Raw genomic sequence first — 19,517 nt, 5'->3', positions numbered from 1 at the left:
CATCCTCAGCGCAGCTTGGGGTTGAGCGCGTCGCGCAGCCAGTCGCCCAGCAGATTGACCGACAGCACCAGCGCGACCAGCGCGATGCCGGGGAAGATCGAGATCCACCACATGCCCGAGAACAGGTAGCTGTTGCCGATGCGGATCAGCGTGCCCAGCGACGGCGCGGTCGGCGGCACGCCCACGCCCAGGAACGACAGCGTGGCCTCGGTGATGATGGCAATCGCCAGGTGGATGGTGGCGATCACCAGCACTGGACCCATGACGTTGGGCAGGATGTGGCGGCGCAGGATGGTGATGGGGCCGATGCCGATCAGCCGCGCCGCCTGCACGTATTCCTTGTTGCGTTCCACCAGCGTCGAGCCGCGCACGGTGCGGGCGTACTGCACCCAGCCCGAGATGCCGATGGCGAAGATCAGCACGTACAGGGCCAGTTCGTCGTGCATGTCGCGCGGCAGCAGGCCGCGCGCCACGCCGTCGATCAGCAGCGCCACCAGGATGGCGGGGAACGACAGCTGCACGTCGGCGATGCGCATGATGAAGCTGTCGACGCGGCCGCCGGCGTAGCCGCTGATGAGGCCTAGCGTGACGCCCAGCACCATCGAGAACAGCACCGAGGCGAAGCCCACCAGCAGCGACACGCGCGAGCCGTAGAGGATCGCCGACAGGATGTCGCGGCCCTGGTCGTCGGTGCCCAGCAGGAAGTCGGCGCTGCCGCCCTCCTGCCAGGCGGGCGGGGTGTTGGCGTCCATGATGTTCAGGGAAGCCAGGTCGAACGGATTGTGCGGCGCCACCACCGGCGCGAACAGCGCGCCCAGCAGGATGGCCAGCGTGACGGCGGCGGCGACGATGGCGCCGGGCGAGCGCTTGAAGCTGTGCCAGAGGTCGCTGTCGGCGGCGCGCGCGAAGAAGGGAGCGATGCGGGCGTTCATGAGGCGGTTCCCTTATTTGCTCTGCACGCGCAGGCGCGGGTCGACGGCGAAATACAGCAGATCGACCACCAGGTTGATGACGACGAACATGAAGGCGATCAGCACCAGGTAGGCGGCCATCACCGGGATGTCCACCATGCTGATGGCCTGGATGAACAGCAGGCCCATGCCGGGCCACTGGAACACCGTCTCGGTGATGATGGCGAAGGCGATGATGGAACCGAGCTGCAGGCCGGTGATGGTGATGACCGGCACCATGGTGTTCTTGAGCGCGTGGCGGAAATTGATCAGGCGCTCCGGCAGGCCGCGGGCGCGCGCGAACTTGATGAAGTCGGCGCGCAGCACCTCCAGCATTTCGGCGCGCACCAGCCGCATGATCAGGGTCATCTGGAACAGCGCCAGCGTGATCGCCGGCATGATCAGCGCCAGCAGGCCGGACTTGGTCAAAAAGCCCGTGGTCCACCAGCCCAGCCCGACCACGTCGCCGCGCCCGAAGCTGGGCAGCCATCGCAGCTGCACGCCGAAGAACAGGATCAGCAGGATGCCGATGAGGAAGGTCGGCAGCGAGATGCCGGCCAGCGAAATCGCCATGAAGGTCTTGGACAGCACGCCGTGGCGCTTGAGCGCGGTGTAGATGCCCATGGGGATGCCGAGCGCCAGCGCCATCACGGCGGACACGAACGACAGCTCCAGCGTGGCCGGCAGGCGTTCTTCCAGCAGTTCGCTGACCGGCCGGCGGTGGCGGTAGGAAATACCGAAGTCGCCGCGCGCCGCGTTGGCGACGAAATGCGCGTACTGCACCACGAAGGGATCGTTCAGGCCCAGCTGTTCACGCAGCTGATCGCGCTGTTCGGGCGTGGTGTCCTGGCCCACCATGCTGGCGATCGGATCGCCAACATAGCGGAACATGGAGAACGCGATCAGCGCCACCGTCAACATCACCAGCACCGACTGGATCAGCCGCTGCGCAATAAAGGAAAGCATGGTTGGATGCCCTCTTGGTCGGATAACGCCGGGCCGCGTTGCCGGAGGCGGCAAGCGGGGCTGGGCCGGGCGCGCCCGGACGGCTGGCGCTGTCGCGGGGGTCGCATCAACACAGCGCCGCGCACGCCCTGCGGCGTGGCGCGGCGCCTGGGGACTACGGCAGGACCACGTCGCGCAGGTCGAGCACGTCGTCGGCGCGCTGGATGACCTTGATGTTGTCCTTCACGCCCCACGACATCGGCTGCTGGTGCAGCGGCAGGTAGCCGAAGTCGCTGCGCACGATGCCGAAGGCTTCCTTGATCATTGCGTTGCGCTTGGCCTGGTCGGTCTCGACGCCGATCTTGGCGGTGAGGTCATCGACCTTCTTGTTGCAGTAGCCGCCCAGGTTGAACTGGCCCGCCGCCGTCTTGGCGTCGCGGCACGCGGCCAGGTTCAGCAGCGTGTTGTGGGCGTCGGTCGAGCTGGGCGTCCATCCCAGCATGTACATGCTGGTCTGGTTGCCGGCCTGCAGCAGGATCTTGCCGAAATACTTGGACTTGGTCTGCGCCAGCAGGTTGATCTTGATGCCGACGCGCGCCAGCATGCCAGCCACTGCCTGGCAGACCTTCTCGTCATTGACGTAGCGGTCGTTGGGGCAGTCCATGGTCACGGAAAAGCCCTTCGGGTAGCCGGCCTCGGCCAACAGCTTCTTGGCGCGTTCCGGGTCCGGCTTGTAGGGCGCGCCGAACGATTCGTCGTAGCCGTTGATGGCGGTGGCGATCAGCGAGCCCAGCGGCTTGGCCGCGTTGCGCATGATCTTCTCATTGATGGCCTTGGTGTCCACGGCCAGCACCACCGCTTCGCGCACCTTCGGGTCCTTGAAGGGGTTCTTGCCCTTCACGTCCGAGAACAGCAGTTCGTCGCGGTCCTGGTCCATGCCGATGAAGATGGCGCGGGCCTCGGGCGCGGTCAGCGGCTTGACGCCCTTGGCGTCTTCCAGGCGCTTCCAGTCCTGCACCGGCACCGGCTGCACCAGATCCATCTCGCCGGAGATCAGCGCGGCCACGCGCGTGGCTTCCTGCGTGATCGGCTGGAAGATGACTTCATCGACGTTGGTCTTGATGTCCTTGTTCCAGTAGCCGTCGTAGCGCTTGAGCACGGTCTTCACGTCGGGCTGGCGCGACACCAGCATGAACGGGCCGGTGCCGTTGGCGTTGAGGTTGGCGTAGTTGCCCTGGTTGTCGCCCTTGACGTTGGTGGCTTCGGTGGTCTTGTTCTTCTCCGACCACGTCTTGCTCATGATGTAGAGGAACACCCATTCGCGCGGCAGGATCGGGTTGGGCGTGGGGGTGGTGACCTCGATGGTGTAGTCGTCGACCTTCTTGATGTCGGAGGCCTTGGCGCCGTAGCCCTTCATGTCGGAGCCCGGCGTCAGGCTGCGCTTCCACGAGAAGATCACGTCATCGGCGGTGAACGGCGAGCCGTCGTGGAACTTCACGCCCTTGCGCAGCTTGAAGACCCACTTGGTGGGCTCGGGGTTTTCCCAGCTCTCGGCCAGCAGCGGCGTCAGTTTCAGGTTGCCGTCGTAGCCGGCCAGCGTTTCGTAGATGTTGCCCTGGAAACCCAGCGTGAAGGTTTCGTTCAACGCCATCGGGTCCATCGATGTGGCGTCGCCTTGATAAGACCAGTGGAAGGTCTTGGCGGCCGCGCCGGCGCTGAATGCCAGCGAGGCCGTCAGCGCAGCTGCCAGCGCCGCTTGCTTTAGGTGGGGAAAAGTACGCATAGCCCTCATGCTCCGTAATGCGCGGATAGCGCGACAGAAGTGATAGGGCCCGGGCCCACGGGGAGCCGGGGCATGGCGTTGCTGCTACGAGGAAAGGCGGTTCACGGTAGATCCAACCCCTTGTGATTGTCATGGCGGGATGGACCGCACCGATGCAAAACGAATCTTATAGAGCGATTCGTTTAAGCGTCAATCGGTTTGGATTGGGGTTAGTACTTGCTTGCTTTCGCCAATTCGCGCACCACCTGCTTGCGCCGTTCGCTGTCTTCGTGGCCAGGCGCCAGCGCCGACCATTCGGGGCGGCTGCGGGCTTCCTTGAGCGCCTCGGGCAAGGGGCCGCTGCGCAGCGCATCGTCATCGGGACGGTCCAGCCGCAGCGGCGCGCGGGCCGCGTGGCCGCGGCGTTCGAGCGCGTCGATCAATTGCCGCTGGCGCAGCGCCAGCAGTCGCAGCACGGCGTCGTCGACGCTGATCTCGCGCCAGCCGCGCAGCTTGCCGGCGACGCGCTTGCCGAGCTTTTCCACGCCCTGCCACAGGCCGCCGGCGGCGGCGCCGATCAGCATGCCGGTGCCCAGGCTCAGGCCGGCGCTGAGCAGGTCCACCGCCGCGCCGGCCATGGCCCCCGCGGCCGCGCCCATGCCGACCTGCACGCCCATGTCCTTGAGCGCCTGCGGATGGAACAGGTCCATGCCCCAGCGTTCGCCCTGCAGGGGCAGCGCGTCGTCGTCGAAATCAGATGAGCGGAAGTTGTAGAGCGCCAGCAAGGCGCTGACGCAGGCCTGTTCGCGCTGCCGCACCTGCTGGCGCAGTTGCTGCGCGGTCGCGGCCAGCGCCGCTTCGTCGCTGGCGCTGGTCAAACGCAGCGCGGCGACGTCGACCAGCAGATCGGCCAGCAGCTCGCACGCCGCCTCGTGGCGTTCGCGCCGCTGGCGCGCCAGGCTGTCGGCCAGTTGCGCCAGGGTGCCGGCGTGACGGTCCAGCAGCACGCCGAGCTTGGCGTAGAGCTGCTGTTCGCCATCGAGCGGCGGCGCGACGGTGTCGAACTCGACCGCCGCGTGCAGCCCAAGGCGCGCCAGCGCGTCGCGCCATTCGCCGGCGCGGTGCGCGGGCGCGTTGACGAAGTTCAGCACCGGCAGCAAGGGGCGGCCGCAGGCAGCCAGGATGGCCAGTTCGTCGCGATGCTTGCCCAGCACCGGATCGCGCGCGTCGACCACGTACAGCGCGGCGTCGCAGTCCAGCATCTTCCTGAGCACGCGCGCTTCCTGCTCGTAGCGGCCGTGCGCTTCCGGGGTGTCGAGGAAACGCTGGATGCGCGCCGGTCCATCGAGCCGTTCGCCGGGCTGGGTGAGGCGTTCCAGGTACTCGAGCAGGGCGATGCTGTCTTCCATGCCCGGCGTGTCGAACCATTCCAGCACCGGACGGCCGTCCAGCCGCAGGCGCGCGCCCTCGACGTGACGGGTGGTGCCGGGCTGGTCGGCCACTTCCCCGAAGGTGGTGTCACGCGTCAGCGTGCGCAGCAGGGAGGTCTTGCCGGTGTTGGTGTGGCCGACCACGGCGATGCTGATGAGCGGCTCACGCATCGCCATGCTCCAGCCAGGCCAGCGGCGCGCCGCCGGGGCCGATGATGGCGCCGGCCTCCAGGCCCAGGGCCGCCAGGCGCTCGCGCCAGACGGGTTCGCGGCTGTCGGCGGCGGCGGGCGCGCGCAGCCAGACGCGGGTCTGGCCGGCATGCGCGGCCAGTTCGGCGATCAGCGCCAGCGTGCCGCGGTCGGGCGTCTGGCGCGCGTCGCAGGCGATCAGGAGGCGCGAGGCGGCGGCTTGCGACAGCGCGTCCAGCAGCCGATTGCGTTGCTCGCGGGTATCGAGGTTGCCGGCCATGCGGATGGCGTCGGGCAGGCCGGCGGGCGGCCAGTCCAGGTCTGTCGGCGGCTCCAGCCCCAGCAGCACGGGTTGGCCGCCCATGGCCGCCGGGATCGCCGATTCGACGCGGGGCTGGTGCAGCGGGTCGACCGGGCGGTCGATGCCGGTGGATTGGGCCGGCGGCTCCAGCCGGTCGCGCAGCGCCGCGTAGCCGGCCAGCGCGGGATCGATGCGCAGGCCGCGCAAGGCGCGCCGGGCGACGGCGACGCATGCCAGCCACGCCACCAGGCGGGGCAGGATGCCGTAGGTCACCAGCACGCCGATCAGCCACCACGACCACTGCACCTGCGCGTCGGCCCCCAGCGCCTGGACGCCGTCGCTGGCGCGCACCATGGCGGCGTCGGGCAGCGGAAAGCCCAGGTGCGCGGGCAGCCAGCCCACGACCTGCGTCAACCAGACAAAGGTGTCGGGCGCGAGCAGCGTGGTGGCCCAGATGAAGCGGTAGCTGGCGGTGGTCAGCAGCGCCAGCAAGGTCGCCAGCGCCGCGCCCAGGCCGGCCAGCCACAGGCCGTGGCTGACCGCGCCGAACAGCCCGCGCAGCGCGCCGGCGCGGGCCAGCAGGTTGAGCAGGGCCTGCGGCACCAGCGCGCTGTCCGGGCCGCGCGCCAGCTTGCGGGTGGCCCACAGCCAGAGGCGCCCCAGCGGGGTCATCGCGGCCGGCGTCAGCAGGAAACTGGCCAGCCACAGCAGGAAGGTGAGCGCGTGCAGGCCGAGCAAGGCGCCCAGCGCCCACAGCACATTGACGGGACGGGCGCCGTCGCCCAGCGCGCTGGCGGCCACGCCCGCGCCGGACAGCAGCGCCAGCAGCAGCAACACGGCCAGCACGGCCCAGGCGCTGCGGCGCCAGCCGTCCACCAGCGGCGCCAGGTTTTCACGTTGCGCCAGGTGCTGCGCGCGGGCCAGGATGCGGTCTGGCAGCGCGACGTCCAGCTGGCGCACCTGCCGCACCACGGCGGCGTCTTCCAGCGGGCCCCAATGCGCTTCGCGCAGCCGGATCAGCTCGGCCAGCCAATGCGCGCGCAGCGGCAAGGGGCGGGAGGCGTCGGGGGCAGCGGAAACGTCGCGGGTAATCGGCGATGGCATCGCGGGCGGGGCAGGCGATCAAGGCCGCGAAGGGCGGTGCGCCATTGTAGACCGGGCGCGCCGGCCGGGCCGGCGCTTCAGTGGCCGCGGCGGGCGGCGCGGTATTGGCCCGGCGTCACGCCGACCGCGTCGCGGAACACGCGCGACAGGTGGCTGGCGTTGCCGAACCCGGCGGCCTGCGCGATGCCCGCCAGGTCGCCCTTGCCGGCCGCCAGCAGGCCGCGCGCATGCGCCAGGCGGCGGGCGCGCACCCAGGCGTGCGGCGGTTCGCCGAACGAGGCGTGGAACATGCGCGCGAAATGGTAGGTGGACAGCGCGGCTACGCCGGCCAGCTGGTCCAGCGTCAAGGGCTCGGCCAGATGCGCGTCGACGTAGTCCATGACGCGCCGGCGCACCGCGGGCGCGAGGCCGCCGCGGGCCGGCGGCGCGGCCTTGCGCGCCACGCCCTGCAGCAGCAGGTGATGCAGCACCGTCTCGGCCGCGCTGCTGGCGGCCAGGCGGTCGGCGGGCGCGTTCCAGTCGGTGTCGAGCAGGGCCCGGCAGACGTCGGTCAGCGAGTCGTCGTGGATGTAGGTGCGGTCGCGCAGTTCGAGCGAGCGCGGTTCGCAGTCGAGCCGCATCACGGCCTCGCGCGCCAGCCGCTCCGGCGCGATGTAGAGATGCAGGAAGTGCACCGTGTCGTTCATGCACCAGCGCGAATAGTGCTCGGCCGGCAGCACGCAGAACTTGCCGGCGCCGCCGTGCAGCGGATTGCCGACGCGGAACGATTTCTCGCCGCCATGCAGGTACAGCGACAGCGTGTGATGCCCGGGCATGTCGTAGCCGAGCGTCTCGTGGGCGCTGCGACCCCATTGCGAAATGGCGATGCCCTCGCCCAGCGAGGCCGCGCGCGCCAGCGTCGCGGTGGACGCGGACAGCGTGCGGAAAACGGAGAAGTCGGACGGAGCCGATGCGGTGGTGCCCATGGAACCGAAATGCTACTGCGATCCTTGCGCGCGTGGATCGCGCGAACCAAGAAAAACCGCAAGAACCGGCAATTTTCGCGGCTCGCGCGGGTGCAGACTGCGCGACAGGGCAGCGCTTTTTCGCATGCCCCGATCCCATGTCTTTTTTCGCCCTGCCGAGCGTCCGAAAGTGAATCTCTTCCTGTATTTCCTGACCGTCATCATCTGGGGCACCACCTGGATCGCCATCAAGCTCCAGCTGGGCGTGGTGGCCATTCCCGTTTCCATCTTCTACCGCTTCGCGCTGGCCGGGCTGGTGCTGTTCGCGGCCCTGCTGCTGACGCGCAAACTGCAGCGCATGGACCGGCGCGGGCACCTGTTGTGCCTGGGCCAGGGGCTGTGCCTGTTCTGTCTGAACTTCCTCTGTTTCTACACCGCCACGCAGTGGATTCCCAGCGGCCTGGTGTCGGTGGTGTTCTCGGCCGCGACGTTGTGGAATGCGCTGAACGCGCGGCTGTGGTTCGGCACCCGCATCGCGCCGCGCGTGATGGTCGCCGGCGTGGTGGGATTCAGCGGACTGGTGCTGCTGTTCTGGCCCGAACTGGCGGGCCAGCAGGCCAGCCACGAGACCCTGCTGGGTCTGGGCTTCGCGCTGCTCGGCACGTTCTGCTTCTCGACCGGCAACATGCTGTCGTCCTTGCAGCAGCGCGCGGGCCTGCGGCCGCTTACCGGCAACGCCTACAGCATGCTGTATGGCGCGGCGGTGCTGCTGGCAGGTTGCCTGATCGCCGGCGTGCCGTTCCGCTTCGACACGTCCACGGCCTACGTCGGCGCGCTGGTGTGCCTGGCCATTCCGGGGTCCGTGATCGGCTTCACCGCCTATCTGACGCTGGTGGGCCGCATGGGGCCGGCGCGCGCGGCGTACTGCACCGTGCTGTTCCCGGTGGTGGCGTTGAGCGTGTCGACCTTCGCCGAGGGCTACCAGTGGACGCCCGCCGCGCTGCTGGGCCTGGCGCTGGTGATGTTCGGCAACCTGCTGGTCTTCACCAAGTGGACGCCGTTCGCGCGCCGGGCCGTGGCGTGAGGCGCTCCCGCCACGGCTGGCCGGGACGGTCGGACTTTAGCCGCCCCGGCGCGCCAGGACGCGCAGCGCTTCGAGCAGGCGGTCGATCTCGTCGTCGCGTGTCAGGTAGCTGACCGAGGCGCGCGCGATCTGCGCCAGCCCGCGCGCGTTCATGTCCAGCGGCGTGTACGGCACGCCGTTGCTGCCGATGATGATGCCCTGCGCCGCCAGGGCGCGTTGCACCGCGGTGGCTTCGTGTCCGGCGAGGTTGAACGACACCAGGCCCGAGCGCTCGTGGCCCTGGTCCAGCACTTCGATGCCGGCAATGGCGGCCAGCTCTGCGCGCAGGGCCTGGGCGACCGTGTCGATGCGGGCGCGGATGGCCTCCAGGCCGATATCCAGCGCTTCGCGCAGCGCGTTGGCCTGGCCGCAGCGTAGCGCCAGCGAGGCCTCGGCGGATTCGAAGCGCGCCGCGTCGGCGCGCAGTTGCGGCTGGCCGTCGGCGGCCAGCGGCGCCGAATAGGTATCGACGAACGCCGGCGTCAGCCGCGGCAGGAAGTCGCGCCGCACATACAGCAGGCCGGTGCCGCGCGGACCGCGCAGGGCCTTGCGCCCGGCGCCGCTCAGCACGTCGCAGCCGACCTCGGCCACGTCCACCGGCAATTGCCCCACGGCCTGCGCCGCATCGACGAAATACGGCACGCCGGCGGCGCGCGCCACGCGGCCGATGGCGGCGGCCGGATTGATCAGGCCGCCGTTGGCGGGCAGCCAGGTCAGCGCGATCAGCCGCACCCGTTCGTCCAACATGGCCTGCAGCGCCGCCGGATCGACGCAGCCGCTGTCGTCCGACGGAATCGTTTCGATCGTGGCGCCGGCGCGTTGCGCCGTCAGCCGCATGGCGGAGAGATTGCCGCCCCATTCATGGCGTCCGACCAGGATGCGGTCGCCCGCCCGCCACGGCCCCAGGGCCGCGAAAGCGGCGCCCCAGCCGGGCGAATTGCCGCCGGTCAGGGCGATCTCGTCGGGCTGGGCGTTGAGCAGGCGCGCGGCCAGCTGGCGCGCCTGCTCGGTCGTCGCGCGGGCGGCCACGCCCGCCTCCATCGGCCCCTGCTCGGCTTCGCGCCGCAGGTGGGCCTGGATGGCGTCGAGGGTGGCGGCGGACGGCAGCGAGGCGCCGGCGTGGTTGAAGTGGACGGTGGTGCGCGTGCCGGGCGTGGCGGCGCGCAGCGCTTCCAGGACGGCGGGAGTCAGGACGGCGGGCATGGCGATTCCAGGAAAGTCGCGCCGGGCGACGGCCCGGCGCCGCGGCATCAGGCGGGGGTGAGCGCGATGACCGCTTCCACTTCCACCGCCACGCCTTGCGGCAGCGAGGCCACGCCGACCGCGCTGCGCGCATGGCGGCCGGCGTCGCCGAACACCTCGACCATCAGGTCCGAGGCGCCGTTGGCCACCGCGCTCTGGCGGTTGAAGTCCGGCGTGCTGGCGACGAACACGCCCAGGCGCACCACGCGCGCCACGCGGTCGAGACGGTCGCCGGTGGCGGCGGCGATCTGCGCCAGGATGCCCAGCGCCGACAGGCGCGCGGCGGCGACGCCGTCGGCCTCGGAAATCTGGTTGCCCAGCTGGCCCAGGAACGCCGCCTTGCCGCCGGCGCGCGAGATCTGGCCGGAGATGTACAGCAGGTTGCCCTCCTGCACGAAGGGGACGTAATTGGCGGCGGGCGCGGCCGCGGGGTCCAGCGCAAGGCCGAGTTCGGCCACGCGGCCGGAGATCGTACGGGTCATGGAGTCACCTGTGAAACGGGAGTGGGAAGGGTGATCCCCATGCTATCGGCGCGCGCGGCGCCTGACCAATCAATTATTGCGAACCACGTATGAGTAAAAGTAATGCGTCAGTCGTCCGCCGCGGCCCGCATCAGCCACGCCTGGAACGCCTGGGCGGCGGCATCGGCCTTGCCGCGCGGGCTCACGAACCACCAGCCGATGCGCGGATCGTCCAGGGTGGTGCCCGGCAAGGCCTCGACCAGGGCGCCGCTGGCCAGTTGTGCGGCGATCATGCGGTGGCGCCCCATGGCCACGCCCTGCCCCGCCAGCGCCGCCTCGACCACGATGTTGTAGTCGTGCAGGTGCACGGTCTGGGCGCGGCCCAGATCCAGGCCATGATGGCGCGACCAGGTGTCCCACTCGAACGGATGCCGGGTGTGCGAGACCAGCAAGGGATGGCGCAGCAGGTCCGCCGGCGTGCGCAGGCGCCGCCGGCCCGCCACCAGCGCGGGGGGCGCAGACCACTGACAGCCGCTCCGCCATGATCCGGCGCGCCCGCACGCCCGGCCAGGTGCCGCGGCCATAGCGGATGGCCACGTCGACTTCGCCGCCCGCCACGTCGGCCAGGCCGATGTCGGGCAGCAGTTGCAGGTCGATGTCCGGATGGGCGGCGGCGAAGTCCGGCAGCCGCGGCGCCAGCCAGCGCGTGGCGAACGACGCCAGCAGGCCGACCCGCAGCGTGTGGCGCGCGGCGGCCGGCGCGCGGATCTCGTCGGTGCCCTGGCGCAGCAGCGCGAACGCCGCATGGACCCGCTCGTAATAGGCCTGCCCGGCCGGCGTCAGCGCCACGGCGCGGGTGCGGCGCTCGAACAGCGCCACGCCCAGCTCCGCCTCCAGCCGCTGGATATGGTGGCTGATGGCGCTCTGGGTGACGAACAGCTCCTCGCCCGCCAGGCTGAAGCTCAGGCGCCGGGCGGCCGCCTCGAAGGCGCGCAGCGAGACCAGGGCAGGCAGGGAACGGTTGGATCGCATGGGGCGGTGGCGGAAGGACCGGACGCGGGAGTATCCGGCTGAGGCCCCATTCTCGCAAATCAGGCGCGCGCGGGGAATCGGGCCAGGTCGGCGGCGGTGACGGGCTTGCTGCGCTGTACTTCGTGCCGCACGATGTGCAGCGCCTGCCGATGCGCCGGCTGGCCGGCGGGGACCGCCCAGGTGCGCGCCGACAGCGGCGAGGCGGGATCGAGGAGGCGGAAGGTGAGATCCATCAGCAGATACGAGGCCGTGGCCCGCGTGTCGAGCGGCGTCCTGGGAGGCCAGCCCGTCAGGTCGCCGGTTTCACAGATCCACAGGATCACGTTGACGGCGTCCGCCTGATGCCGCTTGATGACCGCGAGCTCCGGCGGCGGCGCCGAGGCGTCATGGATGATCCAGGAGATCTTCTGCAGCAGCCCGAACACGAGTTCAAAGGCGGCCCTGGCATCGATGGGCGTCGTTTGGGAAGGCATGAGAAGTGCGCGGCCGGAGCCAAGGCGTTACGGGTGACTCGACGTCAATCGTAAAACCATTTCGCCCCGCATTTCGGCGCGCACCGCCCGATCGACGGGCGACTTCGTCCGAATCTGGCGGTCTTGTTTGCGGCGTCCGCCCATGCAAAAGGCCCGCAACACGTTGCGGGCCCTTCAGTACTGCATTCTTTGGCTCCCCGAGCTGGGCTCGAACCAGCGACCTGCGGATTAACAGTCCGTCGCTCTACCGACTGAGCTATCGGGGAACAGGTAGAGGGGGCGAATTATGCACAAATTTTGCGGGGAATGCAAAACGACCCGGACGACCGGCGGATTCATGACGGTTGGGCGTCAGGGCGATCCCTTATCATGGCAACCAGAAGGTTCGCGACCTCTCACGTTTTTTCTGGGTTTCACACATGTCTTCGTTCGACATCCAATTGTTGCTCACCGCCCTGGTCAGTGTCCTGGTGCTGGTCGCACTCATCGTTTCGCGCATCCGCATGCATCCGCTGCTGGCGCTGCTGATCGTGTCCATCGGCGTCGGTTTCGCCACCGGCATGGAGCCGACCGCCATCGTCAAGAACCTGACCGACGGCGCCGGCAAGACCCTTGGCGCGGTCGGCGTGGTGATCGCGCTGGGCGCCATGCTCGGCAAGATCCTGGCGGACTCGGGCACCACCGAGCGGCTGGCCAATGCCATCCTGAACCGCACCTCCGCGCGCATGATCCCCTGGACCATGACGCTGGTGGCCTTCATCATCGGCATCCCGATGTTCTTCGAAGTGGGCCTGGTGGTGATGCTGCCGCTGATCTTCAGCGTGGCCCGCAAGCTGGAAGGCCAGGAACGCTTCAAGGGCTCGGCCTACGTGTACGTGGGCGTGCCGGTGATCTCGGCCCTGGCCGCCATGCACGGCATGGTGCCGCCGCATCCTGGCCCGCTGACGGCGATCGCGAGTCTGAAGACCACGGTCGGTCCGACCATGATCTACGGCTTTCTTGCGGCCCTGCCCGCCATGATCCTGGGCGGTCCGCTGTACGGCGCCTTCATCGCCCCGCGCATGACGACCCGCCCGGACGAAGCCCTGCTCGAGCAATTCACCGCCGTCCGCGCGGCCGATGCCGGCCATTCGGTGCCCGGCGTCGGCCTGGGCGTGCTGGCGGCCCTGCTGCCCGCGCTGCTGATGCTGCTGCACGCGGTGGCCGAGATGCTGCTGCCCAAGACCTCGCCCCTGATGCACGTGGCGGCCTTCCTGGGCAACCCGCTGGTGGCCATGCTGCTGGGCGTGCTGTTCGCCGCCGTGGCGCTGGTGCTGGCGCGTGGCGGCGACGCCGAGAAACTGCGCGACGCGCTCGGCAAGAGTCTCAAGCCCATCGCCGGCATCATGCTGATCATCGCCGGCGGCGGTGCCTTCCAGCAGGTGTTGACCAGCGCCAAGGTCGGCGACGCCATCGTCCACCTGACCCACCAGTTCGCGTTCCCGCCGCTGGTGCTGGGCTGGCTGATCGCCATGCTGCTGTCGGTGTCCACCGGCTCGGCCACGGTCGGCATCGTCGGCGCCGCCGGCCTGCTGGCGCCGCTGGCCGGCGCCGATCCCTCGTTGAATCTGCCGCTGCTGGCGCTGTCGATCGGCTGCGGTTCGCTGTTCTTCAACTACGCCAATCACGCCGGTTTCTGGATGGTGAAGGAATCCTTCGGCATGACCATGGGCGAGGCCACCAAGACGATCTCGGTGGTGCAGTCCATCGTGTCGGTGGTCGGCCTGGTGATGGTGCTGTTGTTCAACATGTTGCCCGCGTTGGGCTGAGCGCAGGAAATCCACAACAAAAAAGGAGGTCGACAGACCTCCTTTTTTGTTGGTTCATGCAGGCACCAGGCGTTTCAACGGTGATGGAGGGCCGGCCTGTTCGCGGGCTCCTTGCCTGATACCCTCGCTACCGCTGGTGATGGCGCGCACGCCAGAATCCGTCAGGGTCAATTCGCGGACGGTGATGGCCGCGCCTGGCCTGGATATGAGCTTGGACGCTTTGACGAAAGTCTCGGCCGGTTTCCTGGGGATGGCATGCATGTCAGTACCTCTTCGTGACAAAGTCGCTGATGGCCTTGGTGCCAACGCCAACGATTTCCACCACATCGTCGCGTTCAAAGAGCGCGCGGTCACTTGAATCCAAGTAAATCACGCCGATAGGGTGCTGTCCAGAACGGTCCAGGACGGGCACCGCCATGGCCGAGTAGCGCCCGGGGCCAAGCCTGCGCACCTCCGTTTCGGTATAGCCCCATTCGCGGATCAGTTCAGTGCGAAGTTGCTGTTCCGTTGCATGCGGGCTGGACATCACCAGGGGCGTCCTGCTGCGGATGGCCCTGCCCGTGATGCCGGTATGGATCGGGAAGGTTCTGCCGGCGCCCTCGCCATTGGCGCCGGCGTAGTCGATGATCTGTTCGATTTCGCGCGGTTCGTGAATCGGTGGCACCACGCGGTGGAAGGTGGCACGGATGTCGGCGCCGCATTGGCGCTTGTTGCACCATTCGGAAAGCATGGTGTGCATAGTGCAGACCGCCGCATACAGTCCTTCGTGGACGACGTCCGGTCCGCCTTTGCGATCCTCGGCCCGCGCGCCGGCGACGCGCACCCCGGCCGCCAGGGCGAGCCAGAGGCAAACCGTGATCGCGAGCCCGATGGTCCATGGATCGGATACCGGGTCCCGCCAGTTTTTTGCCGCGGCCGAGCCGGCCACGAGGATCGGCGGTCCGCTGAAGAGGACTTCCCTGGGCCATTTCTTTTGCCAGAAGCGTTTGCGCTGTGCGCCCGGGAGATAAGTCGCATGCATGGGGCCGGAGTCATCCTGGTGCGGGGGAGAAACGATGGTAGCGGCGCATTGCACGGCTGGCGCCAGGAATCAGGGCCTGCAGACGCGTTAATCGGTCAGATTCGTTGACGCAGATCGGTTTGGATGGCGCCCGGCAATAAAAAACCCGCACGGCGCTGGGCGGGTGCGGGTCGTTCATGTGCTGGATTGGTGCCGGTGAAAGGAATCGAACCCTCGACCTTCTCATTACAAGTGAGCTGCTCTACCAACTGAGCTACACCGGCGTGGCGCGCCCGGGGCGCGCGCAGGGACTGCATTGTAATGAAAAAAGGAGATTCTTTCCGGCGTGCATGCGCGTCATTCCGGGCGTGCGCCCGTCGCGCAACGCCGCTTGGCTTCCCAGCCGCCCAGGCGCTCCGCGCGCAGGGCGCGCCAGAATTCATCCGAGCAGAAATAGCCGCTGATGCCGCTGTGCGGATAGGCTGGCCTGACGCCGAATTGGCGCGGCAGGCGCCAGAAGCAGCGGTCCTGGATGGCGCCGCGGTCCAGCACCAGCGGCGTGCCCTTCAGGAACGAGAAACAGCCGCCGGCTTCGTAGCCGGCCCGGCCCATGCCTTTGGAGAACTCGGTCTTCTCGATGATGACGGCGTCCACGCGCGGCGGGCACAGCAGCAGGTGGTAGGTGCGGAACGGGCGGCTCTTGCGGCCGACGATCATGGTCTCGGCCTCGACCGGCAGGAAGCGGTGCGTGTCGGGCTCGAGCGTTTCCATCAGTTCGCGCACGCGTGCATTGACCAGGAACGGCCCGCCGTCCCATCCCACGATCGCGGGGACGCGGCCGGTGCTGCGCAAGGTCAGACGGATCTGGCGCGGGATGCGGGCAAGATCGTCGTCCGACAGGGTATCGAACAGGCACAGCTTGGCGACCAGCTGGCGGTCTATCTGCGGCATGAACTGGGTCGATACGCCGCCGGCGGGCGTCATTCCGATCAGGTACGGCATGGGCGGGGCATCACTCCTGGAAGGCCGGGGACGGTGTGCGCCGCAACGGACGCGGCAGGCCACGCGAGCGCGGTTCAGGCGTATGAGACGGGATTTTGCCCAGATATGCAAATGATACGCACTCTTATCCTGGGTTTCAAAAAATCGCCATGCAATGGCGAATCACGCCGGCGGCGGCCAGACGTGACCGCGCCGCCCGGGCCTGAGGCCGGGGCGGCGCGGGGGACCTGCCGGATTACTTGACGATGGTCAGGCGCGGACGCTTGGGCTCGTCGTCGCCGCCGTCATCGCCGGAGACGGCATCCGCCTCGGCTTCGGACGGGACGGTCTCGGACGTGTTCTGCGCGCCCGGAGCCGGCGGCTCGTAGGGCTGCACTTCGAAGCCCATGCCGGCGCCGGTTTCGCGCGCATAGATGGCGCTGACGGCGCCCACCGGCACGTAGACGTTTTCGGTCACGCCGCTGAAGCGGGCCTGGAATTCGATGAATTCGTTGCCCAGCACCAGACGGTTGGTGGCCAGCGTACCCACGTTCAGGGTGATCTGGCCGTCGCGCACGTGGGCGACGGGCACCATGGTGTGCTCGTCGACCTGCACGGTGATGTACGGCGTGTAGCCGTTATCGGTGCACCATTCGTGCAGCGCGCGGATCAGATACGGTTTGGTCGAAGTTTCACCCATCACGCGGCAACCTTAGCGACGCATCACTTTTTCCGAAGGCGTCAGCGCTTCGATGTAGGCCGGGCGCGAGAAGATGCGTTCGGCGTACTTTTGCAGCGGAGCCGCGTTCTTGGGCAGTTCGATGCCGTAGTGGTCCAGGCGCCACAGCAGCGGGGCCACGGCCACGTCGAGCATGGAGAATTCCTCGCCCAGCATGTACTTGTTCTTGAGCAGCATCGGGGCCAGCTGGGCCAGGCGGTCGCGAATGTTCTGGCGGGCGTTGGCCAGCTTCTTCTCGTCGGGCTTGGCGCTGCGGTCTTCCAGCGTCGAGACGTGGACGAACAGCTCTTTCTCGAAGTTGTACAGGAACAGGCGGGTGCGGGCGCGCATGACCGGATCGGCCGGCATGAGCTGCGGGTGCGGGAAGCGCTCGTCGATGTACTCGTTGATGATGTTCGACTCGTACAGGACCAGGTCGCGCTCGACCAGAATGGGCACTTGACCGTACGGGTTCATCACCGAGATGTCTTCGGGCTTGTTGTACAGGTCGATGTCGCGGATCTCGAAATCCATGCCCTTTTCAAACAACACGAAGCGGCAGCGTTGCGAAAACGGACACGTGGTTCCGGAATAGAGCACCATCATGGCGATAAATCCTTTATGAAAAACGAAAGGCCAGCGCCCTAATCTAGCAGGCGCTGGCCCCGATTGCCAGGCGGGGGGTAGGCGTACAGCCCTAACCCGCCATTATCCACCCTGGCGAAAATGGGGGCGGATACGCCTGGCGGGGCGTTGCGGTTAGCGCACGTGTTTCCAGTAAGAGGCGTTCAGGCGCCACATCACCAGGAAGAACAAGAGCAGGAACAACATGACACCGACGCCCAGCTGGACGCGGAAGGTCTGGACGGGTTCGGCCATCCAGGACATGAACGCGGTCAGGTCGGCGACGTCGTTGTCGTATGTTGCGATTTGGGCCGGGTTGGCGGCCTTGAATTTGGCCTCGAAGGTGGCATGGCCGTGGTAGCTGGCTACCGGCTCGGCCTTGACCGTGGAAAAACCTTGCGCATCGTACACCGTCGTGACCCGTTCCCACGACTTCGGCGCGCCTTCCTTGCCTTCGACCTCGTGCATCGCCACCGTGGTCAGCTCGCGCGGACCCTGGCGTTCCCACAGCGCGTGCGGCATGCCCACGGCCGGGAAGACCAGGTTGTTCCAGCCCGTGGCGCGCGAGGTGTCGCGGTAGAACGTACGCAGATAGGTGTAGATGTAGTCGGAACCCGAGGGGCCGGCGTTGACGGATTTGGCGCGGGCGATCACGGACAGGTCCGGGGGCGTCGTGCCAAACCGCTTCTTGGCGTCCTTGGCGGTCATGGCGACATTCATCATGTCGCCGACCTTTTCGCCGGTGAACAGCAGGCTTTCCTTGATTTGCTGGTCGGTCAGGCCAATGTCCTTGAGCTTGTTGTAGCGCATCGACGATGCGCTGTGACAGTTCAGACAGTAGTTGACGAACAGCTTGGCGCCGTTTTGCAGCGACGCCATGTCGTTGACGCGGTAAGGCGCCTTGTCCAGCGGATAGCCGCCCTCGGCGGCGAACGTGGCGGTACACGTGAGCAGCATCAACGCCACGGCACCAATCAGCTTCTTGATCATGGTCAGTCCGTTATTTTCGTGGGCTCAGTGGGCGTGGAACGTCACGCGGTCGGGCACTTTCTTGAAAGTGCCCAGGCGGCTCCAGACCGGCATCAGGAAGAAGAATGCCAGGTACAGCAGCGTGCCGATCTGCGACGTGATGTTCAACGGCGGACTGGGCGGCTGCGTACCGATGTAGCCGAGCACCAGGAAGTTGACCATGAAGATGCCGTAGATCCACTTGTGCCAGGTGGGGCGGTAGCGGATCGACTTGACCGGCGAATGGTCCAGCCACGGCAGGAAGAACAGGATGACCACGGTGCCGCCCATGGCGACCACGCCCCAGAACTTGGCGTCGATCACGCGCAGCAGCACGGCCACGACGATCAGGATGCCGGGGACGGCGATGCGCATGAAGCCCTTCAGGTTGCTCTTGAGGAGCAGCGCGATGGCGCCCAGCACCGAGGCACCGGCCAGCACCCACGTGAACTCGTCGGTGGTGGCGCGCAGCATCGAGTAGAACGGCGTGAAGTACCAGACCGGGGCGATGTGCGGCGGCGTCTTGAGCGAGTCGGCCGGGATGAAGTTGTTGAACTCCAGGAAGTACCCGCCCATTTCCGGCGCGAAGAACACGATGAAGGCGAACACCAGCAGGAAGCCCGCGACGCCGACCAGGTCGTGCACCGTGTAGAACGGATGGAACGGAATGCCATCTTTCGGGCGACCGTACTTGTCCTTGGGGCCTTCCTTGATCTCGATGCCGTCCGGGTTGTTCGAGCCGACTTCGTGCAGCGCCACCAGGTGGGCCGCCACCAGGCCCACCAGCACCAGCGGAATGGCGATGACGTGGAAGGCGAAGAAGCGGTTCAGCGTGGCGTCGGACACGACGTAGTCGCCGCGGATCCAGATCGACAGCTCGGGGCCGATGAACGGGATGGCCGCGAACAGGTTCACGATCACCTGTGCGCCCCAGTAGGACATCTGGCCCCACGGCAGGAGGTAGCCGAAGAATGCTTCGGCCATCAGACAGAGGAAGATCGCGACGCCGAAGATCCAGACCAGTTCACGCGGCTTGCGGTACGAGCCATAGAGCAGGCCGCGCAGCATGTGCAGGTAGACGACGACGAAGAACATCGAGGCGCCGGTCGAGTGCATGTAGCGCACCAGCCAGCCCCACGGGACTTCGCGCATGATGTATTCGACGGATTGGAACGCGCGCTCGGCGTCCGGTTTGTAGTGCATGACCAGGAAAATGCCGGTCACGATCTGCAGCACCAGCACCAGGAGTGCCAGCGAGCCGAAGAAATACCAGAAGTTGAAGTTTTTCGGTGCGTAGTATTCGGACAGATGCGCTTTCCAGGTGGAGGTCACCGGGAAGCGCCGATCCAGCCAGCCCAACAGGCCTGTCGTCTCGACGGTTTTCTCGCCAGCCATGTAACGGCTCCTTCTCTAATACGTGGC

18 protein-coding genes, 2 tRNA genes and 1 pseudogene are annotated in these 19,517 nt (G+C 67.6%); 2 read left to right on the top strand and 19 right to left on the bottom strand.

Annotation, left to right across the window (positions count from 1 at the left end; genetic code table 11):
* Nucleotides 1–5: 5 nt before the first annotated feature.
* The 6 genes from AOZ49_RS10925 to AOZ49_RS10900 all read right to left on the bottom strand — a co-directional run bounded on the left by AOZ49_RS10925 (nucleotide 6) and on the right by AOZ49_RS10900 (nucleotide 7,646).
* Nucleotides 6–932, bottom strand: coding sequence for an ABC transporter permease (locus tag AOZ49_RS10925; RefSeq protein WP_054433689.1), 927 nt, complete (start codon nucleotides 930–932; stop codon nucleotides 6–8).
* Nucleotides 933–944: 12 nt separating this feature from the next.
* Nucleotides 945–1,916 (bottom strand): ABC transporter permease, encoded by a 972-nt coding sequence (locus AOZ49_RS10920; protein WP_054433691.1) that lies wholly within the window; start codon nucleotides 1,914–1,916, stop codon nucleotides 945–947.
* Nucleotides 1,917–2,070: 154 nt separating this feature from the next.
* The gene (locus AOZ49_RS10915; protein WP_054433692.1) at nucleotides 2,071–3,678 is read right to left on the bottom strand and encodes an ABC transporter substrate-binding protein; all 1,608 of its coding nucleotides are present in this window, start codon (nucleotides 3,676–3,678) and stop codon (nucleotides 2,071–2,073) included.
* Nucleotides 3,679–3,887: 209 nt separating this feature from the next.
* Nucleotides 3,888–5,258, bottom strand: a complete 1,371-nt coding sequence (locus tag AOZ49_RS10910) for a GTPase/DUF3482 domain-containing protein (RefSeq protein ID WP_054475249.1) — start codon at nucleotides 5,256–5,258, stop codon at nucleotides 3,888–3,890.
* Complete coding sequence (locus AOZ49_RS10905) at nucleotides 5,251–6,681, bottom strand: DUF2868 domain-containing protein (protein WP_054475248.1); 1,431 nt, start codon at nucleotides 6,679–6,681, stop codon at nucleotides 5,251–5,253. The genes AOZ49_RS10910 and AOZ49_RS10905 overlap by 8 nt, the downstream gene beginning before the upstream one ends.
* 77 nt (nucleotides 6,682–6,758) lie before the next feature.
* Nucleotides 6,759–7,646, bottom strand: coding sequence for a helix-turn-helix domain-containing protein (locus AOZ49_RS10900; protein ID WP_054433698.1), 888 nt, complete (start codon nucleotides 7,644–7,646; stop codon nucleotides 6,759–6,761).
* Between the two features lie 169 nt (nucleotides 7,647–7,815).
* On the opposite strand from AOZ49_RS10900, the gene AOZ49_RS10895 reads away from it, so the two are divergent.
* Nucleotides 7,816–8,709, top strand: coding sequence for a DMT family transporter (locus AOZ49_RS10895; RefSeq protein WP_054475246.1), 894 nt, complete (start codon nucleotides 7,816–7,818; stop codon nucleotides 8,707–8,709).
* Between the two features lie 36 nt (nucleotides 8,710–8,745).
* On the opposite strand, the gene AOZ49_RS10890 is transcribed toward AOZ49_RS10895, so the two are convergent.
* The 5 genes and pseudogenes from AOZ49_RS10890 to AOZ49_RS10870 form a co-directional block, all read right to left on the bottom strand.
* The gene (locus tag AOZ49_RS10890; RefSeq protein ID WP_054475244.1) at nucleotides 8,746–9,951 is read right to left on the bottom strand and encodes an aminotransferase class V-fold PLP-dependent enzyme; all 1,206 of its coding nucleotides are present in this window, start codon (nucleotides 9,949–9,951) and stop codon (nucleotides 8,746–8,748) included.
* Nucleotides 9,952–9,998: 47 nt separating this feature from the next.
* The gene (locus tag AOZ49_RS10885) at nucleotides 9,999–10,472 is read right to left on the bottom strand and encodes a RidA family protein (protein WP_006392307.1); all 474 of its coding nucleotides are present in this window, start codon (nucleotides 10,470–10,472) and stop codon (nucleotides 9,999–10,001) included.
* A gap of 107 nt (nucleotides 10,473–10,579) precedes the next feature.
* Nucleotides 10,580–11,483 (bottom strand): annotated as a pseudogene (gcvA, locus tag AOZ49_RS10880) (transcriptional regulator GcvA).
* 59 nt (nucleotides 11,484–11,542) lie between these two features.
* On the bottom strand, nucleotides 11,543–11,908 hold the full coding sequence (locus AOZ49_RS10875; protein ID WP_231690301.1) for a hypothetical protein: 366 nt from the start codon (nucleotides 11,906–11,908) through the stop codon (nucleotides 11,543–11,545).
* 238 nt (nucleotides 11,909–12,146) lie between these two features.
* A tRNA-Asn gene (locus AOZ49_RS10870) sits at nucleotides 12,147–12,222 on the bottom strand.
* A 153-nt stretch (nucleotides 12,223–12,375) separates the two neighbouring features.
* Between AOZ49_RS10870 and AOZ49_RS10865 the strand changes: the two genes are divergently transcribed.
* On the top strand, nucleotides 12,376–13,764 hold the full coding sequence (locus AOZ49_RS10865) for a GntP family permease (RefSeq protein ID WP_054433707.1): 1,389 nt from the start codon (nucleotides 12,376–12,378) through the stop codon (nucleotides 13,762–13,764).
* Between the two features lie 54 nt (nucleotides 13,765–13,818).
* On the opposite strand, the gene AOZ49_RS32955 is transcribed toward AOZ49_RS10865, so the two are convergent.
* The 8 genes from AOZ49_RS32955 to AOZ49_RS10830 form a co-directional block, all read right to left on the bottom strand.
* On the bottom strand, nucleotides 13,819–14,025 hold the full coding sequence (locus tag AOZ49_RS32955) for a sulfatase (RefSeq protein ID WP_082380397.1): 207 nt from the start codon (nucleotides 14,023–14,025) through the stop codon (nucleotides 13,819–13,821).
* 1 nt (nucleotide 14,026) lies between these two features.
* A complete protein-coding gene (locus AOZ49_RS10860; protein WP_231690300.1) occupies nucleotides 14,027–14,785 on the bottom strand; it encodes a GAF domain-containing protein in 759 nt (252 codons plus the stop codon).
* 187 nt (nucleotides 14,786–14,972) lie between these two features.
* A tRNA-Thr gene (locus AOZ49_RS10855) sits at nucleotides 14,973–15,048 on the bottom strand.
* Nucleotides 15,049–15,121: 73 nt separating this feature from the next.
* Nucleotides 15,122–15,766, bottom strand: coding sequence for an imm11 family protein (locus AOZ49_RS10850; protein ID WP_054433709.1), 645 nt, complete (start codon nucleotides 15,764–15,766; stop codon nucleotides 15,122–15,124).
* 235 nt (nucleotides 15,767–16,001) lie between these two features.
* A complete protein-coding gene (locus tag AOZ49_RS10845) occupies nucleotides 16,002–16,445 on the bottom strand; it encodes a ClpXP protease specificity-enhancing factor (RefSeq protein ID WP_054433711.1) in 444 nt (147 codons plus the stop codon).
* Between the two features lie 12 nt (nucleotides 16,446–16,457).
* Nucleotides 16,458–17,069, bottom strand: coding sequence for a glutathione S-transferase N-terminal domain-containing protein (locus AOZ49_RS10840; RefSeq protein ID WP_006388039.1), 612 nt, complete (start codon nucleotides 17,067–17,069; stop codon nucleotides 16,458–16,460).
* Nucleotides 17,070–17,222: 153 nt separating this feature from the next.
* Nucleotides 17,223–18,077 carry a cytochrome c1 gene (locus AOZ49_RS10835; protein ID WP_054475238.1) on the bottom strand — a complete coding sequence of 285 codons (855 nt, stop codon included), beginning with the start codon at nucleotides 18,075–18,077 and terminating at the stop codon, nucleotides 17,223–17,225.
* 24 nt (nucleotides 18,078–18,101) lie between these two features.
* On the bottom strand, nucleotides 18,102–19,490 hold the full coding sequence (locus AOZ49_RS10830) for a cytochrome b (protein ID WP_054433713.1): 1,389 nt from the start codon (nucleotides 19,488–19,490) through the stop codon (nucleotides 18,102–18,104).
* Nucleotides 19,491–19,517 lie beyond the last annotated feature (27 nt).

The organism is Achromobacter sp. 2789STDY5608615, from assembly GCF_001298995.1.
Taxonomy (GTDB): Bacteria; Pseudomonadota; Gammaproteobacteria; order Burkholderiales; family Burkholderiaceae_B; genus Achromobacter; species Achromobacter insuavis.
This window is presented reverse-complemented; position numbering and strand designations above follow the sequence as displayed.